The organism is Agrococcus pavilionensis RW1, assembly GCF_000400485.1.
GTDB lineage: Bacteria > Actinomycetota > Actinomycetes > Actinomycetales > Microbacteriaceae > Agrococcus > Agrococcus pavilionensis.
The window spans coordinates 149,453-170,901 of sequence record NZ_ASHR01000017.1 but is presented as its reverse complement, the minus strand read 5'-3'; the positions used below and the strand labels follow the sequence as shown (position 1 = coordinate 170,901).

Annotated in this window: 21 protein-coding genes; 9 read left to right on the top strand and 12 right to left on the bottom strand. The window is 73.4% G+C overall.

Features of this window, described 5'->3' with window-relative positions; translation table 11 throughout:
• The 6 genes from L332_RS0115030 to L332_RS21030 all read right to left on the bottom strand — a co-directional run.
• Nucleotides 1-1,076: oligosaccharide flippase family protein (locus L332_RS0115030; RefSeq protein ID WP_041203887.1), on the bottom strand; the 1,076-nt coding region annotated here is incomplete at its 3' end.
• Nucleotides 1,073-2,200 carry a DegT/DnrJ/EryC1/StrS family aminotransferase gene (locus L332_RS21050; RefSeq protein ID WP_021010249.1) on the bottom strand — a complete coding sequence of 376 codons (1,128 nt, stop codon included), beginning with the start codon at nucleotides 2,198-2,200 and terminating at the stop codon, nucleotides 1,073-1,075. The genes L332_RS0115030 and L332_RS21050, both read right to left, overlap by 4 nt.
• Nucleotides 2,197-2,820: an acetyltransferase gene (locus L332_RS21045; protein ID WP_021010248.1), complete on the bottom strand. Its 624-nt coding sequence runs from the start codon at nucleotides 2,818-2,820 to the stop codon at nucleotides 2,197-2,199. The genes L332_RS21050 and L332_RS21045 overlap by 4 nt, the downstream gene beginning before the upstream one ends.
• Nucleotides 2,817-3,941, bottom strand: coding sequence for a DegT/DnrJ/EryC1/StrS family aminotransferase (locus L332_RS21040; protein ID WP_031223501.1), 1,125 nt, complete (start codon nucleotides 3,939-3,941; stop codon nucleotides 2,817-2,819). Before L332_RS21040 ends, L332_RS21045 begins: the two co-directional genes overlap by 4 nt.
• Nucleotides 3,942-3,954: 13 nt before the next feature.
• Complete coding sequence (locus L332_RS21035) at nucleotides 3,955-4,983, bottom strand: dTDP-glucose 4,6-dehydratase (RefSeq protein ID WP_021010246.1); 1,029 nt, start codon at nucleotides 4,981-4,983, stop codon at nucleotides 3,955-3,957.
• The gene (locus L332_RS21030; protein ID WP_021010245.1) at nucleotides 4,980-6,095 is read right to left on the bottom strand and encodes a Gfo/Idh/MocA family protein; all 1,116 of its coding nucleotides are present in this window, start codon (nucleotides 6,093-6,095) and stop codon (nucleotides 4,980-4,982) included. The genes L332_RS21035 and L332_RS21030 overlap by 4 nt, the downstream gene beginning before the upstream one ends.
• 203 nt (nucleotides 6,096-6,298) lie before the next feature.
• On the opposite strand from L332_RS21030, the gene L332_RS21025 reads away from it, so the two are divergent.
• Complete coding sequence (locus L332_RS21025; protein WP_021010244.1) at nucleotides 6,299-6,892, top strand: acyltransferase; 594 nt, start codon at nucleotides 6,299-6,301, stop codon at nucleotides 6,890-6,892.
• Here L332_RS21025 and L332_RS21020 read toward each other — a convergent pair.
• Complete coding sequence (locus L332_RS21020; protein ID WP_021010243.1) at nucleotides 6,889-8,391, bottom strand: helix-turn-helix transcriptional regulator; 1,503 nt, start codon at nucleotides 8,389-8,391, stop codon at nucleotides 6,889-6,891. The two genes, L332_RS21025 and L332_RS21020, sit on opposite strands and share 4 nt — an antisense overlap.
• A gap of 167 nt (nucleotides 8,392-8,558) precedes the next feature.
• On the opposite strand from L332_RS21020, the gene aceA reads away from it, so the two are divergent.
• The gene (aceA, locus tag L332_RS21015) at nucleotides 8,559-9,833 is read left to right on the top strand and encodes an isocitrate lyase (protein WP_031223497.1); all 1,275 of its coding nucleotides are present in this window, start codon (nucleotides 8,559-8,561) and stop codon (nucleotides 9,831-9,833) included.
• A gap of 30 nt (nucleotides 9,834-9,863) precedes the next feature.
• Nucleotides 9,864-11,522 carry a malate synthase A gene (gene aceB / locus L332_RS21010; RefSeq protein WP_021010241.1) on the top strand — a complete coding sequence of 553 codons (1,659 nt, stop codon included), beginning with the start codon at nucleotides 9,864-9,866 and terminating at the stop codon, nucleotides 11,520-11,522.
• Between the two features lie 59 nt (nucleotides 11,523-11,581).
• On the opposite strand, the gene L332_RS21005 is transcribed toward aceB, so the two are convergent.
• Both L332_RS21005 and L332_RS21000 read right to left on the bottom strand, forming a co-directional pair.
• Nucleotides 11,582-11,857 carry a zf-HC2 domain-containing protein gene (locus L332_RS21005; RefSeq protein WP_021010240.1) on the bottom strand — a complete coding sequence of 92 codons (276 nt, stop codon included), beginning with the start codon at nucleotides 11,855-11,857 and terminating at the stop codon, nucleotides 11,582-11,584.
• Nucleotides 11,854-12,504: a sigma-70 family RNA polymerase sigma factor gene (locus L332_RS21000; protein ID WP_021010239.1), complete on the bottom strand. Its 651-nt coding sequence runs from the start codon at nucleotides 12,502-12,504 to the stop codon at nucleotides 11,854-11,856. The genes L332_RS21005 and L332_RS21000 overlap by 4 nt, the downstream gene beginning before the upstream one ends.
• Nucleotides 12,505-12,578: 74 nt before the next feature.
• Between L332_RS21000 and aroA the strand changes: the two genes are divergently transcribed.
• From aroA to hisN, 3 genes are read left to right on the top strand one after another with little or no spacing between them, the layout of a single operon-like run.
• Complete coding sequence (aroA, locus tag L332_RS20995) at nucleotides 12,579-13,922, top strand: 3-phosphoshikimate 1-carboxyvinyltransferase (RefSeq protein WP_021010238.1); 1,344 nt, start codon at nucleotides 12,579-12,581, stop codon at nucleotides 13,920-13,922.
• Nucleotides 13,923-13,926: 4 nt separating this feature from the next.
• On the top strand, nucleotides 13,927-14,967 hold the full coding sequence (rsgA, locus tag L332_RS20990; RefSeq protein ID WP_021010237.1) for a ribosome small subunit-dependent GTPase A: 1,041 nt from the start codon (nucleotides 13,927-13,929) through the stop codon (nucleotides 14,965-14,967).
• A 22-nt stretch (nucleotides 14,968-14,989) separates the two neighbouring features.
• On the top strand, nucleotides 14,990-15,766 hold the full coding sequence (gene hisN, locus L332_RS20985; protein ID WP_021010236.1) for a histidinol-phosphatase: 777 nt from the start codon (nucleotides 14,990-14,992) through the stop codon (nucleotides 15,764-15,766).
• Nucleotides 15,767-15,781: 15 nt separating this feature from the next.
• On the opposite strand, the gene L332_RS20980 is transcribed toward hisN, so the two are convergent.
• Entirely contained in the window at nucleotides 15,782-16,261 is a 480-nt protein-coding gene (locus tag L332_RS20980) for a VOC family protein (RefSeq protein ID WP_031223487.1), read from the bottom strand.
• A gap of 46 nt (nucleotides 16,262-16,307) precedes the next feature.
• Here L332_RS20980 and L332_RS20975 point away from each other — a divergent pair, with 46 nt between their 5' ends.
• Genes L332_RS20975 through L332_RS20965 form a run of 3 tightly spaced genes read left to right on the top strand, consistent with a single transcriptional unit; the run spans nucleotide 16,308 to nucleotide 17,993 of the window.
• Nucleotides 16,308-16,598: a rhodanese-like domain-containing protein gene (locus L332_RS20975; RefSeq protein WP_021010234.1), complete on the top strand. Its 291-nt coding sequence runs from the start codon at nucleotides 16,308-16,310 to the stop codon at nucleotides 16,596-16,598.
• A gap of 1 nt (nucleotide 16,599) precedes the next feature.
• Complete coding sequence (locus L332_RS20970; protein ID WP_021010233.1) at nucleotides 16,600-17,145, top strand: TetR/AcrR family transcriptional regulator; 546 nt, start codon at nucleotides 16,600-16,602, stop codon at nucleotides 17,143-17,145.
• Between the two features lie 47 nt (nucleotides 17,146-17,192).
• Nucleotides 17,193-17,993 (top strand): SDR family NAD(P)-dependent oxidoreductase, encoded by an 801-nt coding sequence (locus L332_RS20965; protein WP_021010232.1) that lies wholly within the window; start codon nucleotides 17,193-17,195, stop codon nucleotides 17,991-17,993.
• A 291-nt stretch (nucleotides 17,994-18,284) separates the two neighbouring features.
• Here L332_RS20965 and L332_RS20960 read toward each other — a convergent pair whose 3' ends face one another.
• Together L332_RS20960 and L332_RS20955 are read right to left on the bottom strand one after the other, a co-directional pair.
• Nucleotides 18,285-19,649, bottom strand: a complete 1,365-nt coding sequence (locus L332_RS20960; protein WP_021010231.1) for an NAD-dependent succinate-semialdehyde dehydrogenase — start codon at nucleotides 19,647-19,649, stop codon at nucleotides 18,285-18,287.
• A gap of 60 nt (nucleotides 19,650-19,709) precedes the next feature.
• Entirely contained in the window at nucleotides 19,710-21,437 is a 1,728-nt protein-coding gene (locus tag L332_RS20955; protein ID WP_021010230.1) for a lipase family protein, read from the bottom strand.
• Between the last annotated feature and the right edge of the window lie 12 nt (nucleotides 21,438-21,449).

The window sequence follows — 21,449 nt, the reverse complement described above, 5'->3', positions numbered from 1 at the left end:
CCCGAGCGTCCAGCCACCACCAGGTAGTCGTACGACAGCTCGAACCAGATCCTGAGCGTGGCCAATCCCGCGAGCCAGACCAGGGGCTCGGCCGCCGGCATCCAGTCCGCGCCGTAGACGAAGGCGACGACGGGGCCCGCTGCGCCGCTCAGCGCAAGGCACGCCGGGACGGCGACGCACGACAGGATCGAGAGGACACGCGTGAAGCTCGAAGTCATGCGGTGCGGCTCGCTCTTCATCGCGGAGAACGCCGCCGGTGCGACCGCGCGCAGGGGCAGGGAGAAGATCGACACCGGCCAGGCAGCGAGGTTGAACGCGAGCACGTAGAAGCCGAGCGCCTGCGCGCCCAGCACCGACCCGACGACGATCTGATCGGCGTACCCGGAGGCGAAGACGACGAGGCTTGCCGCTGCCAGCGGCAGCCCGAACCCGAGCAGCCGGCGCGCGATCGCGCCGTCCCATCCGAACCGGTACGGCACCGGTGACCAGCGGACGATCATGATCCCGAAGACGAGCGCCGCGATCAACCGACCGACAGCCAAGCTCATGGCTCCCCAGCCGAGGAGCACGAACAGCAGCGAGAGCCCGGCTCCGAGCCAGGTGTTCACCTGGTCTGCGATCGTGCGCTTCTTCTGCAGGAACTCGCGCTGCATCACCGCCGCCGACGTCGCGCAGAGGCCGTTCAGCAGGATCGAGATGGAGATGACCTGCACGACCGGGGCAGCGCGCACGTCGCCGAGCAGCGTCGAGAGCCAGGGCGCGCCGAGGAAGACCGCCGCGGTGAGTGCCGCGCTCGACGCGACGGCGATCGTGTTGATGGTCGGCGCGATCGTCGCGGGATCGTCGCGCCAGCGGATGACGGCGAGGCTGACGCCGAGCTCGTTGAAGCTCAGGACCGCCATGAGCGCGACCATGGCGATCGCGAAGACCCCGAACTCCTCGGGTCCCAGCAGGCGCGCGAGCGCAATGCCGATCGCGAGCGTGCCGAGTCGCAGCGCCAACGTGTTCCCGAAGCTCCAGCCGAATGCCCTCGTCGCGCGCTGCGCGAGCGTGCCGGAGGCAGGATCCGCGCTCATGCCAGCACCGAGAGCCGATGGATCGCGACCCGCAGGGCCCCGGCTACCCGCTGCTGCTGGGACTCGACCAGGTGCGGGAACATCGGGAGCGACAGGATCCGGTCGGCTGCCGCTTCGGCGACGGGGAACTGTCCGCGGCGATGCCCGAGCGCCGCATACGCCTCCGTGAGATGCACAGGAGTCGGGTAGTGGATGCCGACGCCGATGCCCTCCGCGGTGAGGGCGGAGGCGATCCTGTCGCGGTTGTCGACCCGGACGACATAGAGGTGCCAGACGTCCTGGTTCCCCTGCACCGAGCTCGGCAGCCGGATGCCCTCCAGGCCGGTGAGGAGCTCTCGATAGCGCTGTGCCGCTGCACGTCGCGCATCGTTCCAGGCATCGAGCCGCCGGAGCTTCGCCCTCAGGACCGCAGCCTGCACGGCATCGAGCCGCGCGTTCATGCCGATGCGGTCATGGACGTACTTCACGGAGCTGCCGTGCGCGGCCATGCTGCGGATCGTCGCCGCGATCCCCGGGTCGTCCGTCATCACGGCTCCCGCGTCGCCAGCCGCGCCGAGGTTCTTGCCCGGGTAGAAGCTCGTCGCCGCCACCCGGCCGATCGCGCCCGCCCGGCCGGCCGGACCGACGGCGCCCTGCGACTGCGCGGCATCCTCGACGACGACGAGCCCGTGCCGCGCAGCGATCGGCAGGATGCGCTCCATCGGTGCCGTCTGGCCGAAGAGGTGCACGGGCACGATCGCCGCCGTCCTCGACGTGATCGCCGCCTCGATGGCCTCCGGATCGATGAGCAGGAAGTCGTCGTCGACGTCGACGGGGACGGGGACGGCGCCCATCCGCGAGACGGCCTCCGCGGTCGCGATGAACGTGTTCGCCGGGAGGATGACCTCGTCGCCGACGCTCACGCCGGCCGCGCGCAGAGCGAGCTCGAGCGCATCGGTGCCGTTCGAGACGCCCACCACGTGCTCGACGCCGATGTAGTCGGCGTACTCGCGCTCGAACGCCTCGACCTCCGCTCCGCCGATGAAGCTCGCCGACTCGAGCAGCCGACGCCAGACGGGCAGCACCTCGCCGGCGACCTCCGCCTGCTGTGCGGCGAGGTCGAGGAACGGCACTCGCGTCGTCATGCGCGGACCTCGAGCGCTCGAGCCGGCACGCCGGCCCACGTCTGGGCGAGGGGGACGTCTCGCACGACCGCCGCCGCCATGCCGACGGTCGCCTCGGCGCCGATGCGGATGCCGGGCCGCACCGATGCGTTCATGCCGACGTAGGCGGCCTCGCCGATCGTGACGCCGCCGCCGAGCGCGACCCCCGCCGCGAGCGTCGCGCAGTCCTCGAGCACCGCGTCGTGCGTCACCGTGCAGTTGGGCATGATCACCACGTGGTCGCCGATCCGCGCATCGGCGGTGACGACCACGCCGTCGAGCAGGATGCTGCCCCGCCCGACCGTGCTGGAGCGGCCTACGATCGCCGAGGGCGCCACGATCGTCGCGAAGCGGTCCCGCTCGACGCCGAGCGCCCGCAGCCGGGCGACGACGTCGCGCCGGCTCCTGCTCGGCCCCACGCAGACGAGGAGCCGCTCGTCCCGGCCGAGCGCCGCATCGGTCGAGCCGAGCACGGGCACGCCGCCCACGAGCGTGCCGTGGAGCGCGACGTCGTCGTCGAGGATGCCCGCGACCGCGACGCCCGTGCCGATGACCTCGCGCGCGAGACCGCTCGCGCCGACGAGCAGCAGGCCCTCGCTCACCGTCGATCACCCCCGGGCGATCGCAAGACCGCGATGACGCGATCCTGGTCCTCGTCGGTCAGCTGGTGGTAGACGGGCAGGATGAGCGTGCCGTCGTGGAGGCGCTCGGTCGCCGGCAGGCCCTCTTCGGGCGCGAGCGCCCGGTAGGGGGGCTGGCGGTGCGCGGCCATGATCCCGCGCCGCGCCGAGATGTCGGCCTCGGCGAGCGCGACGAGGAGCCCGTCGCGGTCGACGGGGTACTCCGGCCCCACCTCCACCCAGAACGACTGGAAGTTGCTGGTCCCGTGCGCGGGATCCGCGACGGCCCGCAGCCCCGCGATGGGGGCGATCGCCGCCTGGTAGCGAGCGGCGACCGCCCGGCGCCGCGCGACGATCTCCGGCAGGCGGGCGAGCTGGACGAGCCCGACGGCGGCCTGCAGGTCGGTCATGCGGAAGTTGAACCCCACCTCGGTGTACTCCTCCGCGGGGGCGAGCACGGTCGCATGGCGATCGGCGGCCGAGATGCTCATCGAGTGCTCGCGCAAGCGGCGAGCGCGCTCGGCCCAATCCTCGCGGCGAGTGGTGAGCATGCCGCCCTCGCCGGTCGTCAGGACCTTCCTCGGATGGAAGGACCAGGCGGTGATCTCTGCTCCGGCCCCCACCGGCCGTCCCTTGTACGTGGATCCGGCACCGCAGGCAGCGTCCTCGATCACCACCGTGCTCCGGGCGTCGGCAACCGCCCGGATGTCGTCGAGGTCGAGGGGCATCCCGCCTTGGTCGACCGCGATGACCGCTCGCGTCGCCGGGGTCATCGCAGCGGCGAGCGTGCGTCCTGTCATGTTGCCGGAGGCAGGGTCGACGTCCGCGAACACGGGATTCGCGCCGACGTAGCGCACCGCGTTGGTCGTGGCGATGAACGACAGCGACGGCACGACGACGTCGTCCCCTTCGCCGATGCCGGTGACGATCAGCGCCAGCTGGAGGGCCGTCGTGCAGCTGCTGGTCGCCACGGCGAACGGCGCCTGCATCGCCTCCGCGAACCGGGCTTCGAACTCCGCGACGCGCGGGCCCTGAGCGACCCAGCCGCTCGCGACCACCTCGGCGAGAGCATCGCTCTCCTCCGCGCCGAGCCACGGCACCATGACGCTGATGCGCTCAGCCACGGACCGCCTCCGCGCCGCGCCAGTTGCGGTCCTCCATGCGCGCGAGCATCTCGGCAGGCGAGGCATCGAGGGCCGCGAACCACTCGACGAGCTCCTTCGCGCCATCCCGGAACGAGATCCGGGGAGTGAACCCGGTCAGCGCATGCATGTGCGAGGAATCCGCGAGGAGCCGTCGGACGTCCCCTGGACGTGGCTCGAGATGCACCGGTGCGAGATCGTGGCGGCCCGCGGCTGCGAGCACGACGTCGGCGACCTCGTTGACGGTGACGTCCTCGCCACTGCCGATGTTGACCGTCTGCCCGACCGCCGCATCCGCTTCGGCGAGCGCGAGGATGCCGCGCGCGGTATCGGTGACGTGCGTGAAGTCCCGCGACTGCTGGCCGTCCCCGAAGATGAGCGGCGGTTCGCCGGCCAGGACGCGCACGATGGTGCGCGGCAGCACCTCCCCGCTGTCGCCCTCGAAGTGGCTGCGCGGCCCGTAGGAGTTGAACGGTCGGACGACCGTGACGGGGAACCCGTGGGTGCGGAACGCCGCGCGAGCGTAGGCCTCACCGGCGAGCTTCGCGGCGCCGTAGACCGTCTCCGGGAAGGTCGCGTGCCCTTCATCCATGGGTGCGTAGCGCGCGGTGCCGTACACCTCGCTGGAGCTCACGTGGATGAATCGGTCGATCCGCGCCGCCATCGCTCGCTCGAGCAGCTCGAGCGTCAGTGTCGCGTTCACGTGATGGTTCTCGCGCGGGTCACGCAGGCTGTGGCGCACGCCCAGGCATGCGAGGTGGAGGACGATCTCGACCTCGGCGAGGAGCGAGTCGAGCACGCGGACGTCCCGGGCGTCGGCTTCGACGAATCGCACGCGGGGGTCGTCGACAGCGTGCTGCAGATTCGCCCTCGACCCGGTCGCGAGGTTGTCGATCACCACGACGGCGGCGGCATCGTGCTCCAGGAGCGCATCGACCACGTGGCTGCCGATGAACCCCGCGCCGCCCGTCACCAGGACGGTCGCACCCTCGAGCTGCGTCATCGTGCGAACCCCTCCTCGAGCGTGTGCGCGGCGATCGGCTGCGGCGCACCTCCCACCGCGAGGCTCGCGGTCGCCGCCTCGAGCACCGAGAGCACGCGCAGCCCCGACTCGGCGCTCGTGCGCGGATCCCGCTGCTCGCGCACGGCGGCCGCGAACTCCGCCACGACCCCCGAGAGCGCCTCGTGCTCCGGCAGCGCCGGCGCCCACGTGTCACCGAGCCGGTAGGCGACGCGTGCCGCGCGCGCATCCGGCGCGGTCGACCGGGAGACGGTCGCGATGTCGACCCCGCGGTCGTAGACGCTCAGTCGCTGCTGGGGGTTCAGGTCGTCCCAGACGAGCGTGCGCTCCGTGCCGCCGATCACCATCTGCCGGATCTTCGTGGGGCTGAGCCAGTTCACGTGGATGTGCGCCATGGCTCCGCACTCGAGCGGCATCGCGAGGTAGCCCACGCACGACTTGCCGGTCGCGAGAGGGTCAGACCCGTGCGCCGAGACGGATGCGGCGTCGAGCCCGCCGGGGAGCACGAAGTCCATGATCGACAGGTCGTGCGGCGCGAGGTCCCAGAAGACGTCGACGTCGGGCTGGATGAGGCCGAGGTTGATGCGCACGCTGTCGACGAACAGGATGTCGCCGAGCACGCCGCCCTCGATCAGCTCCCGGATCTTCAGCACCGCGGGCGTGTAGCAGTAGGTGTGGTCCGCCATGAGGACGAGCCCCCGGCTGCGCGCGGCCGCCGCCATCTCGAGTCCCCGCTCGCGCGTGTCGGCGATGGGCTTCTCGACCATGACGTGCTTCCCGGCCTCGAGCGCGGCCAGCACGACCGGGTGGTGCGTGCGCGCGGGCGTCGCCACCGCGATCGCATCGATCGCCGGGTCTCGCAGGAGCGCCGGGACGTCGGACGTCACGGGCGTCCCTCCCACCGTCTCTGCGACGCTGCGCGCCCGCTCGACGTCGAGGTCGCAGATCGCCGCGAGATCCCAGTCCGGGCTCGCGCGGAAGTTCCGCGCGAGGTTGGGACCCCAGTAGCCCGCGCCCACGACGGCGACCCGCAAGCGCTCGGAGCTGCCGGCGCCAACGCGGCGCGAGCCGCGATCGATCAGCCCGCCAGTCATGTCCGCCAACTCCCCGAAGGCGTCACGGGCGCCGCAACCGCGGATCCCTCCGCGCGTGACGACGGTGCTCGCGCACATCCCCGGGGTCGGGCATCCGCGCCTTCAGTCGGAATGTAACCCGCGCCGCGGGCCGCGTGGGGCTGCTTCGCTTCACCTGGCAGGATCTTGAGGAACACTGTTACCGATCATGAGCAGGAGGACGGATGTCACAGGAAGCCATCGTCGAATCGTCCGCAGACGTCGCCGCCGACGCTCAGCTCGGCGCCCGCACTCGCGTCTGGCACCTCGCGCAAGTGCGGGAGGGAGCCCGGCTGGGCGACGACTGCACGATCGGGCGGGGCGCGTACGTCGGCCCCGGGGTCGCGATCGGGAACGCGTGCAAGCTGCAGAACTATGCCCTCGTCTACGAGCCGGCGCGCCTCGGGGACGGCGTCTTCATCGGCCCTGGCGCAGTGCTCACGAACGACGAGTTCCCTCGCGCCGCGAATCCCGATCTGAGCGTGAAGAGCGCGGCGGACTGGACCTCGGTGGGAGTCTCGATCGGCGACGGAGCATCGATCGGGGCGCGTGCCGTCTGCATCGCCCCGGTCGCGATCGGCCGCTGGGCGCTCGTCGCCGCAGGGGCGGTCGTGACGGAGGATGTGCCCGATCACGCGCTCGTCGTCGGCGTCCCGGCACGCCGGATCGGCTGGGTCGGCCGGACCGGCAAGCGCCTGCTCGCCGAGGGCGAGGACTGGGTGTGCCCCGAGACGGGCGATCGCTTCCGCGAGGTCCGAGGCGCCCTCGTCCCGCGCTAGTCGCGCGAGGCGAGGAAGCTGTAGACCTCGGTCTCGTCGACGCCCGGGAAGGCGCCGGGCGGGAGCGCGGCGAGCAGGTGCGAGTGCGCGCGAGCGCTCGGCCACGCCTGGCCCGCCCAGGCCCCGGCGAGCTCGGCCGGCGGCGTGCGGCAGCACGACGGGTCGGGGCAGTGCGAGACGGAGCGCTCCTTCGTCGCGCGGCCGCGGAACCAGCGGGCCTGCGAGAAGGGGACGCCGATCGAGAGCGAGAACTCGCCCTGGGCGCTGCGCTCGGTCATCGCCGTGCACCAGAACGTGCCCGCGGGCGTCTCGGTGTACTGCTCGAAGGGGTTGACCCGGTCGGCGGCGTCGAAGACCTCGCGGCTCGTCCAGCGCTTGCAGACCGGCTGGCCCTCGATCGCACCGGTGTGGTCGGCGGGGAACGTCACGCCGTCGTTCTCGTAGGCCTTGTAGATGATCCCCGACTCGTGCACCTTCTGGAAGTGCAGCGGGATGCCGAGGTGCGCGGTCGCGAGGTTCGTGAGGCGATGCGCCGCCGCCTCGTAGGAGACCGCGAACGCGTCTCGCAGGTCCTCGACCGCGAGCTGCCGCTCGGCCTTCGCCGCGGCGAGGAAGTCGACCGCGGTGCGCTCGGGCATGAGCAGCGCCGCGGCGAAGTAGTTCGTCTCGATGCGCTGGCGCAGGAACGCCCCGTAGTCCGCCGGCACGGCGTGGCCGAGCACGTGGTGCCCGAGCGCCTGCAGCAGCACCGAGCGCGGGTCGTGGTCGGTGCGCGACGAGCGGGAGAGGTAGATGCGCTTGCGCTTGAGGTCGGTGACGGATCGCGTCGAGTGCGGGAGGTCGCCGACGTGGTGCACCGAGAAGCCGAGGCGCTCCGTGATCGCGGCGATGAGGTGCTGCGAGAGCGGTCCTGACTGGTAGCCGACGCGCTCGAGCATCGCCGCGGCCTCCGCCTCGATCTCGGGGAAGTGGTTGTCGCGCGCGCGCATCTCGGCGCGCAGCTGCACGTTCGCGCGGCGCGCCTCCTCCGGCGTCGCGACGCGCTCCTCGGCGACGCGCTCGAGCTCGTCTACGAGCGCGAGCATCGTCTCGAGCACGTCGTCGGGCGTGCGCGGCCCGATCCGCATCGTCGGCAGCCGCTTCTGCTGCCACATCGACGACTGCATCGCGCGCTCGAGGCGCAGCTCGAGCGCAGCACGGCGCGACGGCGGCGCCGTGCCGGTGAGCTCGTCGAGCCCCACGCCGTAGAGCGCCGCGAGCTGCTGCAGCTGCGAGAAGCGCGCCTCGCGCTTGCCGGTCTCGAAGCCCGAGAGCTGCGACGGCGCGAGGCCGATCGCCGCGTGCACGGCGTCGAGCGTCATGCCGCGCTGCTTGCGCGCGTGCCGGAGCGCCTTGCCGAGCTGCAGCGCGTCGACGTGCGTCGCGACCGGCGCCTCGCGCGCGGGGCGATCCCAGGCCGACGGTGAGGCGGGCGGCGCGGATGCTCGGGGTGCCGTCATGCACGCACCATACGGCACTCCTGCACCATCTGGCAGGAATGCAGATCTTCACGATCGGGATCCCACACCAGCAGCCTTCCCTGCCACACAGTGAAGCCAGGACATCGCCGGGCAAGGGCTCGGCGCGACGACAGGAGGACACCGTGACGGAGCAGCAGGACCCCCGGATGGCGACCGAGGCCGCCGAGCTCGAGCTCGAGTGGGCGGCGAACCCGCGCTGGAGCGGAGTGCAGCGCGACTACTCCGCGGCCGACGTCGTGCGGCTGCGCGGCTCGGTCGTCGAGGAGCACACCCTCGCGCGCCGCGGCGCCGAGCGGCTCTTCGCGCGGCTGCACGGCGACGAGACGCCCGTGCGGGCGCTCGGCGCGCTGACCGGCAACCAGGCGGTGCAGCAGGTGCGCGCGGGCCTCGAGGCGATCTACCTCTCGGGCTGGCAGGTCGCCGCCGACGCGAACCTCGCCGGCCAGACCTACCCCGACCAGTCGCTCTACCCCGCGAACTCGGTGCCCGCGGTCGTGCGCCGCATCAACAACGCGCTGCAGCGCGCCGACCAGATCGAGCGCAGCGAGGGCAAGCGCACCGTCGCCGACTGGCTCGCGCCGATCGTCGCGGATGCCGAGGCCGGCTTCGGCGGACCGCTCAACGCGTTCGAGCTCATGCGCGCCATGATCGCGGCGGGCGCCGCTGGCGTGCACTGGGAGGACCAGCTCGCGAGCGAGAAGAAGTGCGGCCACCTCGGCGGCAAGGTGCTCATCCCCACGCAGCAGCACGTGCGCACGCTCAACGCCGCGCGCCTCGCCGCCGACGTCGAGGACGTGCCGACCGTCATCATCGCGCGCACCGATGCCGAGGCGGCGACCCTGCTCACGAGCGACGTCGACGAGCGCGACCGCCCGTTCCTCACGGGCGGCCGCACCGCCGAGGGCTTCTACGAGGTGCGCAACGGCATCGAGCCGTGCATCGCCCGCGGGCTCGCGTACGCCGAGTACGCCGACCTGCTGTGGATGGAGACCGGCAAGCCCGACCTCGAGGTCGCCCGCCGCTTCGCCGAGGGCATCAAGGCGCAGTTCCCCGACCAGCTGCTCGCCTACAACTGCTCGCCGTCGTTCAACTGGCGGAAGCACCTCGACGACGACGAGATCGCGAGGTTCCAGCGCGAGCTCGGCGCGATGGGGTTCCGCTTCCAGTTCATCACCCTCGCGGGCTTCCACGCCCTCAACCACTCGATGTTCGACCTCGCGAAGGGCTACGCCGAGCAGCACATGACCGCCTACGTCGACCTGCAGGAGCGCGAGTTCGCGGCCGAGGCGAGCGGCTACACCGCGACGAAGCACCAGCGCGAGGTCGGCACCGGCTGGTTCGACCTCGTCGCGACCGCGCTCAACCCCGACTCGGGGACGCTCGCGCTCGCGGGCTCGACCGAGACCGAGCAGTTCCACTGATCCGAGAGACCCACCCGAAGGAGGACGACGATGGAACGCATCCGCATCACCGACCACGCCGAGGGGCAGGACCGCGTCCTCACCGACGACGCCCTCGCCTTCCTGCTCGAGCTCCACGACGCGTTCGAGTGCTCGAGGCAGCAGCTGCTGCAGGACCGGCGCAAGCGCCGCGCCGCGCTCGCCGACGGCGAGACGCCCCGGTTCCTCGAGGCGACCGCGCACGTCCGGGAGGACGACAGCTGGCGGGTCGCCCCGCCCGCCCCCGGGCTCGAGGACCGCCGGGTCGAGATCACCGGACCGATCGAGCGCAAGATGACGATCAACGCGCTCAACTCGGGCGCGAAGGTGTGGCTCGCCGATTGCGAGGACGCCTCGAGCCCGCTGTGGCGCAACGTCATCGCGAGCCAGGTCAACCTGCAGGACGCGATCCGCGACCGGATCTCGTTCACTAGCCCCGCGGGCAAGGAGTACCGGGTCACGGCGACCGAGACGCCGACGATCGTCGTGCGCCCGCGCGGCTGGCACCTCGACGAGCACCGGATCGTCGTGGACGGGAAGCCGATGTCGGGCTCGCTCGTCGACTTCGGCCTGCACCTCTTCCACAACGGCCGAGAGCTGATCGCGCGCGGCCGCGGCCCCTACTTCTACCTGCCGAAGCTCGAGGACCACCGCGAGGCGCGGCTGTGGGACGACGTCTTCGTGCTCGCGCAGGATCGGCTCGGCATCGATCGCGGCACGATCCGGGCGACCGTGCTCATCGAGACGATCACCGCGGCGTTCGAGATGGAGGAGATCCTCTGGCAGCTGCGCGAGCACTCGGCCGGCCTCAACGCGGGCCGCTGGGACTACCTGTTCTCGATGATCAAGGCCTTCCGGCTGCGCGGGCCGGACTTCGTGCTGCCGGACCGCGCGCGGCTGACGATGACGGCGCCCTTCATGCGCGCCTACACGGAGCAGCTCGTGCGGGCGTGCCACCGGCGGGGCGCGCACGCGATCGGCGGCATGGCGGCGTTCGTGCCGAGCGCGAAGGATCCGGTGGCGACCGAGCGCGCGCTCCGCGCCGTGGCCGCCGACAAGTCGCGCGAGGCCGGCGACGGCTTCGACGGCTCGTGGGTCGCGCACCCCGGGCTCGTCGAGACGTGCCGCGCGGCGTTCGACGCCGTGCTGGGCGACCGGCCGCACCAGCTCGACCGCTCGCGCGACGACGTCGCGGTCGACGCGGCCGCCCTCATCGACCTCTCGACGACCGAGGGCGAGATCACCGACGCGGGGCTGCGCTCGAACATCGAGATCGCGATCCGCTACATGGAGGCGTGGCTGCGCGGCCACGGCGCCGTCGCGATCCACTCGCTCATGGAGGACGCCGCGACCGCCGAGATCTCGCGCTCGCAGGTGTGGCAGTGGATCCACAACGAGTCGGTCACGAGCGACGGCCGCACCGTCACGCGCGAGCGCTGCGAGGCGATCGTCGCCGAGCTCGCGGCATCGTTCGGCGAGGGCGAGGACGACCGCTTCCGAGAGGCGATCGAGCTCTTCCGCGAGACCGCGCTCGAGGAGGCGTACCCCGCGTTCCTCACGCTCGCCGGCACGGAGCGCTACCTCGGCGACGGAGCGCGGCGCCCCGCGACCGGGCCGGTCCCGGTGCAGGTCGCGGCGGACGAGCCGGCGGAGGCGCGCACGGCCGCGTGAGCCCGCAGACGACGCGGGGCGGGACCGATCCGGTCCCGCCCCGCGTCACTGCATGCGCATCAGCCGTGCTGCGCCTGCGCGGCGCGCAGCGTCGCGAGCAGCTTCGCGCGCAGCTCCTCGGGCGCGCGGTCCTTGCACGCGCCCTGGAGCGCCGCGGTCAGCATCTCGCCCACGTGGTGCTCGGCCGAGCACTCCTCGCACTCGGCGAGGTGCGCGCGCACATCCGCGGCGTCCTCGGCGCACAGCTCGTTGTGGAGGTACTCCTCCAGCGCGGCTCGCGCCTCGGCGCAGTCGCGCTTCGCCTGCGGCATCTCGATGGCCGGCGTCTCGCTCACGGCTTCTTCTCCTTCACGGTGGGATCCTGCACGGCGATGCCCTGCTCGCGGGCATAGTCGGCCAGCAGGCCTCGCAGCAGCTTGCGGCCGCGGTGCAGCCGGCTCATGACGGTGCCGATCGGGGTCTCCATGACCTCGGCGGTCTCGGCGTAGCTGAGCCCCTCGACGTCGACCCAGTAGACCGCCATGCGGAAGTCCTCGGGGACCTCCTGCAGCGCGTCCTTCACGACGCCCGAGGGCATCCGGTGGATGGCCTCGGCCTCGGCGCTGCGCGCGGCGGTCGCGGTGAACGACTCGGCGTCGCCGATCTGCCACTCCGCCATGTCGTCGAGCGCCGCCTCGAAGGGCCGGCGCTGCTGCTTGCGATAGGTGTTGATGTAGGTGTTGGTCTGGATGCGGTAGAGCCAGGCCCGCAGGTTCGTGCCCTGCTTGAACGACCCGTACGCCGCGTAGGCCTTGAGCAGCGTCTCCTGCACGAGGTCGGCCGCGTCGGCGGGGTTGCGCGTCATGCGCATCGCCGCTCCGTAGAGCTGGTCCGCGTACTGCATCGCCTGCTCCGCGAAGTCGTCGCGCCTCGCCGCCGCTGCCTGCTCGGGCCCGGTCTGCTCGGGCCCTGTCTGCTCGGGCTCTGTCTGCTCGCTTGCCATCGCGGGCGAGTCTAGTGTCGCTGTCGGCACCGGCACCTCCTCACCATCCGCCTCCGACCGATAGATTGCAACCGATGCCGAACCCCGATCATTCCCGGCCCTGGACGGCCCCCACCGCGACCTCGCGGCTCGACGCGCGCGTGCAGCTGCCGGGCTCGAAGAGCCTCACCAACCGGGCGCTGCTGCTCGCGGCGCTCGCCGACGGCGGCTCGACGCTGCATCGACCGCTCCGCAGCCGCGACTCCCGCATCATGGTCGAGGGGCTCAGGTCGCTCGGCGCGACGATCCGCGAGACGCCCGGCGACGGTCGGTTCGGCCCCGACCTCGCCGTGACGCCCGGCCCCATCAGGGGCGGCTCCTCGATCGACTGCGGGCTCGCGGGCACCGCGATGCGCTTCCTCCCGATCGTCGCGGCGCTCGGCGACGGCCCGGTCGCGTTCGACGGCGACCCGCACGCGCGCGAGCGGCCCATGGCCGAGACGATCGCGAGCCTCCGCGCGCTCGGCGTGCGCGTCGACGCCGACGAGCCGCGGCTGCCGTTCACCGTGCACGGCGCGCGCGGCCCCGGCGGCACCGGGAGCGTCCGCGGGGGCGAGATCGAGATCGACGCGAGCGCCTCGAGCCAGTTCGTCTCGGCGCTCCTGCTCGTCGGCGCGCGCTTCGACGAGGGCCTCACGCTCCACCACCGGGGCGAGCGGCTGCCCTCGCTCCCCCACATCGAGATGACGCTCGAGGCGCTGCGGCAGCGCGGCGTCGACGCGCGCCGCGTGGGCGATGCCTCGTGGCGCGTCGAGCCCGGCCCGATCGCCGCGCTCGACGAGCGGATCGAGCCCGACCTCTCGAACGCGGCGCCGTTCCTCGCCGCCGTCGTCGCGGTCGGCGGCCGCGTCGTGCTCGACGGCTGGCCGCGCGAGACGACCCAGGTGGGCGCGCTCCTGCCGCAGCTGCTCGAGCCGTTCGGCGCGACGTCGAGGCTGGCGGACGGATGCCTCGAGGTCGAGGCCGTCGGCGGCGCGATCCCCGGAGCGAGCCTCGACATGCACGCGGCGGGCGAGCTCGCGCCGACGATCGTCGCGCTCGGCGCCCTCGCGTCGGGGCCCGTGGAGGTCACGGGGATCGGCCACATCCGCGGGCACGAGACCGACCGCATCCGCGCCCTCGTCGACGACATCGCGGCGCTCGGCGGGCGCGCCCAGTCGCTGCCCGACGGCATCCGCGTCGAGCCCGCCCCGCTCGCGGGCGGCGCGTGGCGCGCGTTCGACGACCACCGCATCGCGACGGCGGGCGCGGTCGTGGGCCTGCGCGTCCCCGGCGTCGAGGTCGACGACATCGGCGCGACGGCGAAGACGATCCCCGAGTTCCCGGAGCTGTGGGCGGGGATGCTCGCGGGGCCGGGCGGCGAGGGAGCGACGGCGTGAGCGCATGAGCTGGCTCGGCGACTACGAGGACCCGTACGAGGAGTACGACGAGTCGAGCGTGCGCGAGCGGCCGAACCCCAAGGCGAACCGGCCGCGCTCGAAGCACCGGCCCGAGCACGACGACGCCATCACGGGCATCGTGACGGCCGTCGACCGCGGTCGGTACACGCTCGCCGTGCGCGTCGGCGAGCCCGACGAGGCCGTCGTGACCGCCGCGCGGGCGCGCGAGCTGCGCAAGCAGGCGATCGTCGCGGGCGACCGGGTCGACGTCGTGGGCGACACGAGCGGCGAGGAGGGATCGCTCGCCCGCATCGTGCGCATCCAGCCCCGCTCGACCGTGCTGCGCCGCTCCGCCGACGACACCGACGTCGTCGAGCGCGTCATCGTCGCGAACGCCGACGTGCTGCTCATGGTCGTCGCGGCGGCCGACCCCGAGCCGCGGCCGGCGCTCGTCGACCGCTACCTCGTCGCGGCACTCGACGCCGGCATCACGCCCGTCATGGTCGTGACGAAGACCGACGTCGCCGACCCCGCGCCCTTCCTCGCCCACTTCGAGGGGCTCGACATCGAGGTGTGGCAGTCGTCGCTCGAGGATCCCCCGGTCGAGGCGCTGCGCGAGCGGCTCGACGGCCACACGACCGTCGCCGTCGGCCACTCGGGCGTCGGCAAGTCGACGCTCGTGAACGCGCTCGTGCCCGGCGCGATGCGCGCGGTCGGCCACGTGAACCCCGTCACCGGCCGCGGCCGCCACACCTCGTCGTCGACCGTCTCGTTCAAGCTCGGCTCCGGCTGGATCATCGACACCCCGGGCGTGCGCTCCTTCGGCCTCGGCCACGTCGCGACCGCCAACGTGCTGAGCGGGTTCCCCGACCTCGCGGCGGTCGCCGAGGACTGCCCCCGCGGCTGCTCGCACCTGCCGGGCGAGGAGTACTGCGAGCTCACGATCGCCGCGCTCGAGGGGCGCCTCGGGCAGCGCCGCGTCGACTCGATGCAGCGGCTGCTCGGCACGCTCGTCGCCGCGCGGCAGCAGCGGCACGAGGAGTGACGCGCCGCCTACGCTGGAGGGCGTGACCCGCTACGACGACGACCTCGCCCTCGCGCTCCGGCTCGCCGACGCCGCCGACGCCATCTCGATGGCGCGCTTCGGCGCGCAGGACCTCGAGATCACGACGAAGGCCGACACGACGCACGTGACGGACGCCGACCGCGCGGTCGAGCAGCGCATCCGCGCCATGCTCGCCGAGGAGCGCCCGGACGACGCGATCCTCGGCGAGGAGTTCGGCACCGAGGGCGACGCGCCGCGGCAGTGGATCGTCGACCCGATCGACGGCACGGCGCACTTCCTGCGCGGCGCCCCGATCTGGGCGACCCTCATCGCGCTCGCGGTCGAGGGCAGACCGGTCGTCGGCGTCGTCTCCTCCCCCGCCCTCGGGGCGCGCTGGTGGGCCGCGGAGGGCTCCGGGGCGTGGACCGACCCCGCCGCGCCCCGCCGCCTGCGCGTCTCGGGCGTCGCGTCGCTCGCGAATGCAGTGCTGTCGTACAACGCGATCCAGGGCTGGGACGGCGCGGGCAGGCTCGACGACCTCATCGGCCTGCAGCGCGACGTGTGGCGGGCGCGCTCGTACGGCGACGCGTGGAGCTACATGCTGCTCGCGGAGGGCAAGGTCGACGCGGTCGCGGAGTTCGACCTCAAGCCCTACGACATGGCCGCGCTCGTGCCGGTGATCGAGGAGGCCGGCGGCCGCTTCACGTCGGTCGAGGGCCACGCGGGCCCGTGGCACGGTTCCGCGCTCGCCACGAACGGCGCGCTGCACGAGGCGCTGCTCGAGCGCCTCGCGCGCTGACCGCGCCGCCCCGGATCAGCCGCGCGCGGCGGCCTCGAGCGCCGCGACGTCGAGCTTCCGCATCTCGAGCATCGCGCGCGTGACGTCCTTCGAGCGCGGTCCCTGCATGAGCTCGCCGAGCTGCTTCGGGATGACCTGCCACGAGACGCCGAAGCGATCGCGGCACCACCCGCACATCGACTCCTCGCCGCCGTCGGCGACGAGCGCGTCCCACAGCCGATCGACCTCGGCCTGCCCGTCGACGGTGAGCGCGATCGAGACCGCCTCCGACTGCCGGAACTGCGGCCCGCCGTTCAGCAGCTGGAAGGGCGCCCCGCCGATCGTCAGGTCGATCGTGAGCGCCTCCCCCGCCGCCATCCCGCCGGGCCAGGGGTTCTCGTCCTCCGGGATCCGCATCACGTCGGTGACCGCGGAGCCGGGCAGGAGCGAGACGTAGAGCTCGGCCGCCTCCTCGATGCGGCCGTCGAACCAGAGCACCGTGCGCACATCCGTCATGCCGGCCATGATGCTCGCCCCGAGCGCGGATCGATAGCCTCGATCCATGCGAGAGATCACGCCCGCCGAGACCGCCGACCGCCCGATCGTCGACGTGCGCGAGCAGCACGAGTGGGAGGCGGGGCACGCGGTCGACGCGCTGCACATCCCCATGAGCGAGATCGTCGAGCGGCTCGACGAGGTGCCCGACGGCGCGGCGGTCATCTGCCGCTCGGGCGCGCGGAGCGGTCAGGTCGTCGCCTTCCTCGAGCAGCGGGGCATGGATGCGGTGAGCGTCGCGGGCGGGACCCTGCGGTGGGCGGCGGAGGGCCGCCCGATGGTCGGCACGGTCGCCTGACGTGGCGCGACCGGCCGCCGATCCCGGCGCGATCGCCGCGGCGGCCGCGCGGCTCTTCCTCGAGCGCGGCTACGCCGGCACGACCGTGCGCGACATCGCGGCGCTCGCCGACGTCGATCCCGCGGTCGTCATCCGGCGCTTCGGCTCGAAGGAGGCGCTCTTCCTCGACGCCATGCGCCCCGGCGCGCTCGCGGCGGCGTGGCGCCGCACGCTCGAGGGGCCGCTCGACGGCTTCGGCGCGCGCTGCGCCGAGGCGCTCCTCGACGCTCGCGGCGACACCCGCGGCGTCTTCCTCGCCCTGCTGCGGGCGAGCGATGCCGAGGGCATCGGATCGCAGCTGCGCCGGGCGCACGAGGAGGGCTTCGTCGCGCCGCTGCGCGAGCGGCTCGGCGGCGGCGCGGACGCCGACCTCAAGGCGCGCCTCGCGGCCGCGGCCGCCGGCGGCATGCTCTACGCGCTGTGGGCGGTCGGCGACGAGCGGCTCGCGGCCGACCGCGACGCCCTCATCGCGCGCTACGGCGCGGTGCTGCAGGCCGCCATCGCATAGCATGGGGCTCCATCGTCAACTAAGTTGACGCATCCCGAGGAGGAACCGTGCAGCTCGCTTCCCGCACCTTCGTCGTCACCGGCGGCGGCAACGGCATCGGCCGGGAGGTCGTGCTCGAGCTCCTGCGCCGCGAGGCGCGCGTCGCGGCCGTCGACCTGAGCGCCGACGGCCTCGCCGAGACCGCTCGGCTCGCCGGTGCGGGCGATCGGCTCTCGACGCACGTCGTCGACGTCGCCGATCGCGCGGCGGTCGAGGCGCTGCCCGACGCGGTGCTCGCCGCCCACGGCCAGGTCGACGGCCTGCTCAACGTCGCGGGCATCATCCACCCGTTCCAGCGCATCGGCGAGCTGCCGATCGAGACGCTCGAGCGCGTCATGCAGGTCAACTTCTGGGGCGTCGTGCACACCGTCACCGCGTTCCTGCCGCTGCTCAAGGCCCGCCCCGCGGCCGCGCTGCTCAACGTCTCGAGCATGGGCGCGCTCGCGCCCGTGCCGGGGCAGTCGGCCTACGGCGCGAGCAAGGCCGCCGTGAAGCTCCTCACCGAGGGCATGCAGGCCGAGCTCCAGGGCTCGAGCGTCGCGGTGACGGTCGTCTTCCCCGGCGGCGTCGGCACGAACATCACCGGCAACTCCGGCGTCTCGATCGAGCGCTCCGTCGAGTCGTCGGGGGCCGCCGCCTCGCTCACGACGCCCGCCGACGCGGGCAGCCAGATCGTCGACGCGGTCGCCGCAGGCGCGCCGCGGCTCGTGATCGGCAAGGACGCCCGCGCGCTCGACCGGCTCGCGCGCCTCGTGCCCACGAGGGTTGGCGGCATCATCGCGAAGCGCATGGCCGGCCTGCTGCGCTGATCCGCCTCCGGGCCGGCGCTCGGGGCCGCGATGGACGATCGGGGCATGGCGACCCACCACCGCGACGTGGAGACGAAGCTCGAACCGCTCGAGGGCCCCGAGCCGCCCGACCTCGAGGCGATCTCGCGCGTCGCCGCTGAGGCGGGCGACGTCGTGCTCGCGCGCGAGCACGCGTTCAGCTTCGGCCTGCTCGCGGGGAGCGAGCGCGCCCGCGCCCTGGCCGCCGAGTCGGAGCTCGGACCGGCCTGGGCGCGGGCGCGCGCGAAGCGGCGTCGTCGCTGGCTCGAGCGATCAGCCGACGACGAGCTTCTTGTTCATGAACTCCTCCATGCCGTGCGGGCCGAGCTCGCGGCCGAAGCCCGATCGCTTCGTGCCGCCGAAGGGCATGTCGTAGTCCTCGGCGCTCGCGTCGTTGATCGCGACCATGCCGGCGTCGATGCGGTCGGCGACCGCGCGCGCGAGCTCGGGGTCGCTGCACCACACGCGCGCGCCGAGCCCGAAGGGCGTGTCGTTCGCGATGCGCACGGCGTCGTCGACGTCCTTCGCGCGGTAGACGGTGCCGACCGGGCCGAAGAGCTCCTCGCGGTAGACGCTCATGGCGTCGGTCACGTCGGCGAGCAGCGCGGGCTGCACGCGCGTGCCGTCGCCCTCGACCGCGCCGGCGAGCACGCGCGCGCCCTCCGCGATCGCGGCGCTCGTCTGCTCGCGCAGCCGGTCGGCGGCGGCCTGCGACGAGAGCGGGCCGACGAGCGCGTCCTCGTCCTCGGGGTCGCCCACCTCGACCGCGGCGATCGCCTGCGCGAGCCGCGTCGAGAAGTCGTCGTAGAGCTCGTCGACCACGATGAAGCGCTTCGAGGCGTTGCACGCCTGGCCCGAGTTCTCCATGCGCGTCGCGACCGCCGACTCGACCACGGCATCCATGTCGTCCGTCGAGAGCACGACGAAGGGGTCGCTGCCGCCGAGCTCGAGCACGACCTTCTTGAGGTTGCGGCCGGCGATCTCGGCGACCGCGGCACCCGCGCGCTCGGAGCCCGTGAGCGAGACGCCGCGCACGCGCGGGTCGGGGATGACGATCTCGCCGATCTGGTCGTTCGTCGCGAAGATGTTCTCGTAGGCGCCGGCGGGCAGCCCCGCCTCCTCGAGGATCTCGGTGATGACCGTGGCCGACCACGGGCACTGCGGCGCGTGCTTCAGCAGCACGGTGTTGCCGAGCATGAGGTTGGGGAAGGCGAAGCGCGCGACCTGGTAGTACGGGAAGTTCCACGGCATGATGCCGAGGATCACGCCCTGCGCCGACTTCACGACGCGCGCGTCGAGGCCGGAGCGCGTGGTCAGCACCTCGTCGGCGAGGAACTCGGCGGCGTTGTCGGCGTAGTACTGGATGATCTCGCCCGAGAACTCCGCCTCGAAGACGCCCTGCCCGAGCGGCTTCCCCATCTCGGTGCGGATGATCTCGGCGAGCTCGCGCGAGCGCTCGGTGAAGGCCGTCGCGGCCTTCGAGAGGATCGCCGCGCGCTCCGCCATCGGCGTCGCGCGCCACGGCTCGAACGCCGCGTGGGCGCGCTCGATCGCCGCACGGATCTCGTCATCGGTCGCGGTGGGGTACTCCTTGACGACCTGGCCGGTGTAGGGGTCGACGACCCGGTACTCGCTCACGCTGCCTCCTCGCAGGATCGGGAGCCTCCAGGCTAGTCGAGCGTCGCCCGCGCGATGGCGTCAGCGGCAGCCCGCCGGCGTCGGCTCGCCCGCGAACCGGGCGGCGGTCCACGCGGCGAGCTCCGGCAGCAGCGCCGACTCGCCCGAGACGAGGCCCATGTGGTCGAGGCCGTCGTAGGTGCGGTGGTCGATCGACCAGCCCTCGGCGCACCGCGCCTCGACCCAGCCGGCCTGCGCGTCGGGCGTGATGAGCGAGTCGGCGCCGCCTTGCGCGACGAGCACGGGTGCGTCGATCGGCAGGGTCGGCACGTTCTCGGCGGCCCGCGCGCCGAGCGCACCATCGCCGGGGCTGCGGGAGAAGACCGGGGCGCCGCTGAAGACCGAGGTCGCGAGCGAGACGAGCGTCGCGGGGTCGGTGAGGCAGCGCCGCTGCGCGGCGTCGACGAGGATGCGCGCGCCGGGTCGCACGTAGTCGGCCGTGGCGACGTCGGGGTAGGCGGCGTCGTACGCCGCGAGCGCGAACGAACCGAAGATCGGGCCGACGACCGAGCCCGCGACGCCGTCGAGGAGCGCGGGGAGGTCGGTCGCGGGTGCCATCGCCGCGACGCCGACGATCTCGAGCTCCGGTGCGTAGTCGCTCGCCATGCCGCCGGCCCACAGCGCCGCGTGCCCGCCTTGCGAGTGGCCCCACAGCACCGTCTCGGGCGCGAGCGCTGCCGCCTCGAGGCGCTGCGCGGCGCGGATCGCGTCGAGCACGCTCGGCCCCTCCCCCGCGCCGATGAGGTACGGCTGGCTGCCAGCGGTGCCGAGCCCCGCGTAGTCGGTCGCGACGATCGCCCAGCCCGCGTCGATCACGGCTTGCGGCTCGGGCATCGCGCCCGCGACGAACGGCTCGTCGAGCAGGCTCGGCGCGCACCCGGTCTCGAAGCCCGTCGTGCCGTGCGACCACGCGACGACCGGATGCGCCGTGCCGCGCTCGGGCACGACCACGAGGCCGGATGCGAGCGCCGGCTCGCCGTCGGCGTCGGTCGTCGCGTAGAGGATGCGCCAGGCGGTCGAGCCGCCGGGCATCGCGCGGTCGAAGGGCTCGTTGCGCAGGAGCGCGCCCGGCTCGGCGAGGACGCCCGCGGGCGGGTCGTAGAACGCGTCGGGCCGCGGCGAGCCGCTCAGCTGCAGCCCGACGAGCGCGAGGCCCGCGACCGCGGCGAGCGCGATCGCCGCGAGCGCCCCGCGCCGCCGCGGTCGCGGGCGCTCCGGGGCGCGGCCGCGCGCTCGATCGACGGCGCGCCGCACGAGCTGCACGCCGAGCAGCGCGAGCCGGGCGCCGAGCACCGCCGCGAGCGCGAGCACCGAGACGTCGGGCCACGCGAGGGCGAGCACGCCGAGGAGCACGCCCGCGATCGCGAGCGCGAGGTCGGCGCCGCGCTCAGCCACACCCTCGCGGACCGCTCGCACGGCGTCGAGCGCGCCGCTCACGATCATCGCGACGCCCACGACGACCACGAGGGCGCCGATCGTGAGCGCCGGGAGCACGAGCACGAGGACGCCCGCGGCCGCCCACGCGAGCCCCGCGAGCGCGCTCCACCACCGCCCGCCGCGCAGCAGCTCGGCGGCGGCCGCGACGAGGAGCGCGACGGCGAGCGCCACGACGAGCGCGCCGAGGGAGAGGAACGGGCGAGCGACGAGCACGAGGCCGAGCCCGACGCATCCGATGCCCAGGACGAGCGACAGCCACCACGGCGCACGATCGAGCGCGCGCGCTCCGATCGCGCGCGAGAGCAGCCCCATGGCTCGACAGTA

Bases quoted from the DNA above. Each gene is read 5' to 3' on its own strand.
- L332_RS21050 (WP_021010249.1), bottom strand. From the start codon at position 2,200: ATGACGACGCGAGTGCCGTTCCTCGACCTCGCCGCACAGCAGGCGGAG.
- L332_RS21025 (WP_021010244.1), top strand. From the start codon at position 6,299: ATGTCACAGGAAGCCATCGTCGAATCGTCCGCAGACGTCGCCGCCGAC.
- L332_RS20975 (WP_021010234.1), top strand. From the start codon at position 16,308: ATGCGAGAGATCACGCCCGCCGAGACCGCCGACCGCCCGATCGTCGAC.
- L332_RS21000 (WP_021010239.1), bottom strand. From the start codon at position 12,504: ATGGCAAGCGAGCAGACAGAGCCCGAGCAGACAGGGCCCGAGCAGACC.
- L332_RS21035 (WP_021010246.1), bottom strand. From the start codon at position 4,983: ATGACGCAGCTCGAGGGTGCGACCGTCCTGGTGACGGGCGGCGCGGGG.
- aroA (WP_021010238.1), top strand. From the start codon at position 12,579: ATGCCGAACCCCGATCATTCCCGGCCCTGGACGGCCCCCACCGCGACC.
- aceB (WP_021010241.1), top strand. From the start codon at position 9,864: ATGGAACGCATCCGCATCACCGACCACGCCGAGGGGCAGGACCGCGTC.
- L332_RS21040 (WP_031223501.1), bottom strand. From the start codon at position 3,941: ATGGTGCCGTGGCTCGGCGCGGAGGAGAGCGATGCTCTCGCCGAGGTG.
- L332_RS20955 (WP_021010230.1), bottom strand. From the start codon at position 21,437: ATGGGGCTGCTCTCGCGCGCGATCGGAGCGCGCGCGCTCGATCGTGCG.
- aceA (WP_031223497.1), top strand. From the start codon at position 8,559: ATGGCGACCGAGGCCGCCGAGCTCGAGCTCGAGTGGGCGGCGAACCCG.
- L332_RS21030 (WP_021010245.1), bottom strand. From the start codon at position 6,095: ATGACTGGCGGGCTGATCGATCGCGGCTCGCGCCGCGTTGGCGCCGGC.
- L332_RS21020 (WP_021010243.1), bottom strand. From the start codon at position 8,391: ATGACGGCACCCCGAGCATCCGCGCCGCCCGCCTCACCGTCGGCCTGG.
- rsgA (WP_021010237.1), top strand. From the start codon at position 13,927: ATGAGCTGGCTCGGCGACTACGAGGACCCGTACGAGGAGTACGACGAG.
- L332_RS20980 (WP_031223487.1), bottom strand. From the start codon at position 16,261: ATGACGGATGTGCGCACGGTGCTCTGGTTCGACGGCCGCATCGAGGAG.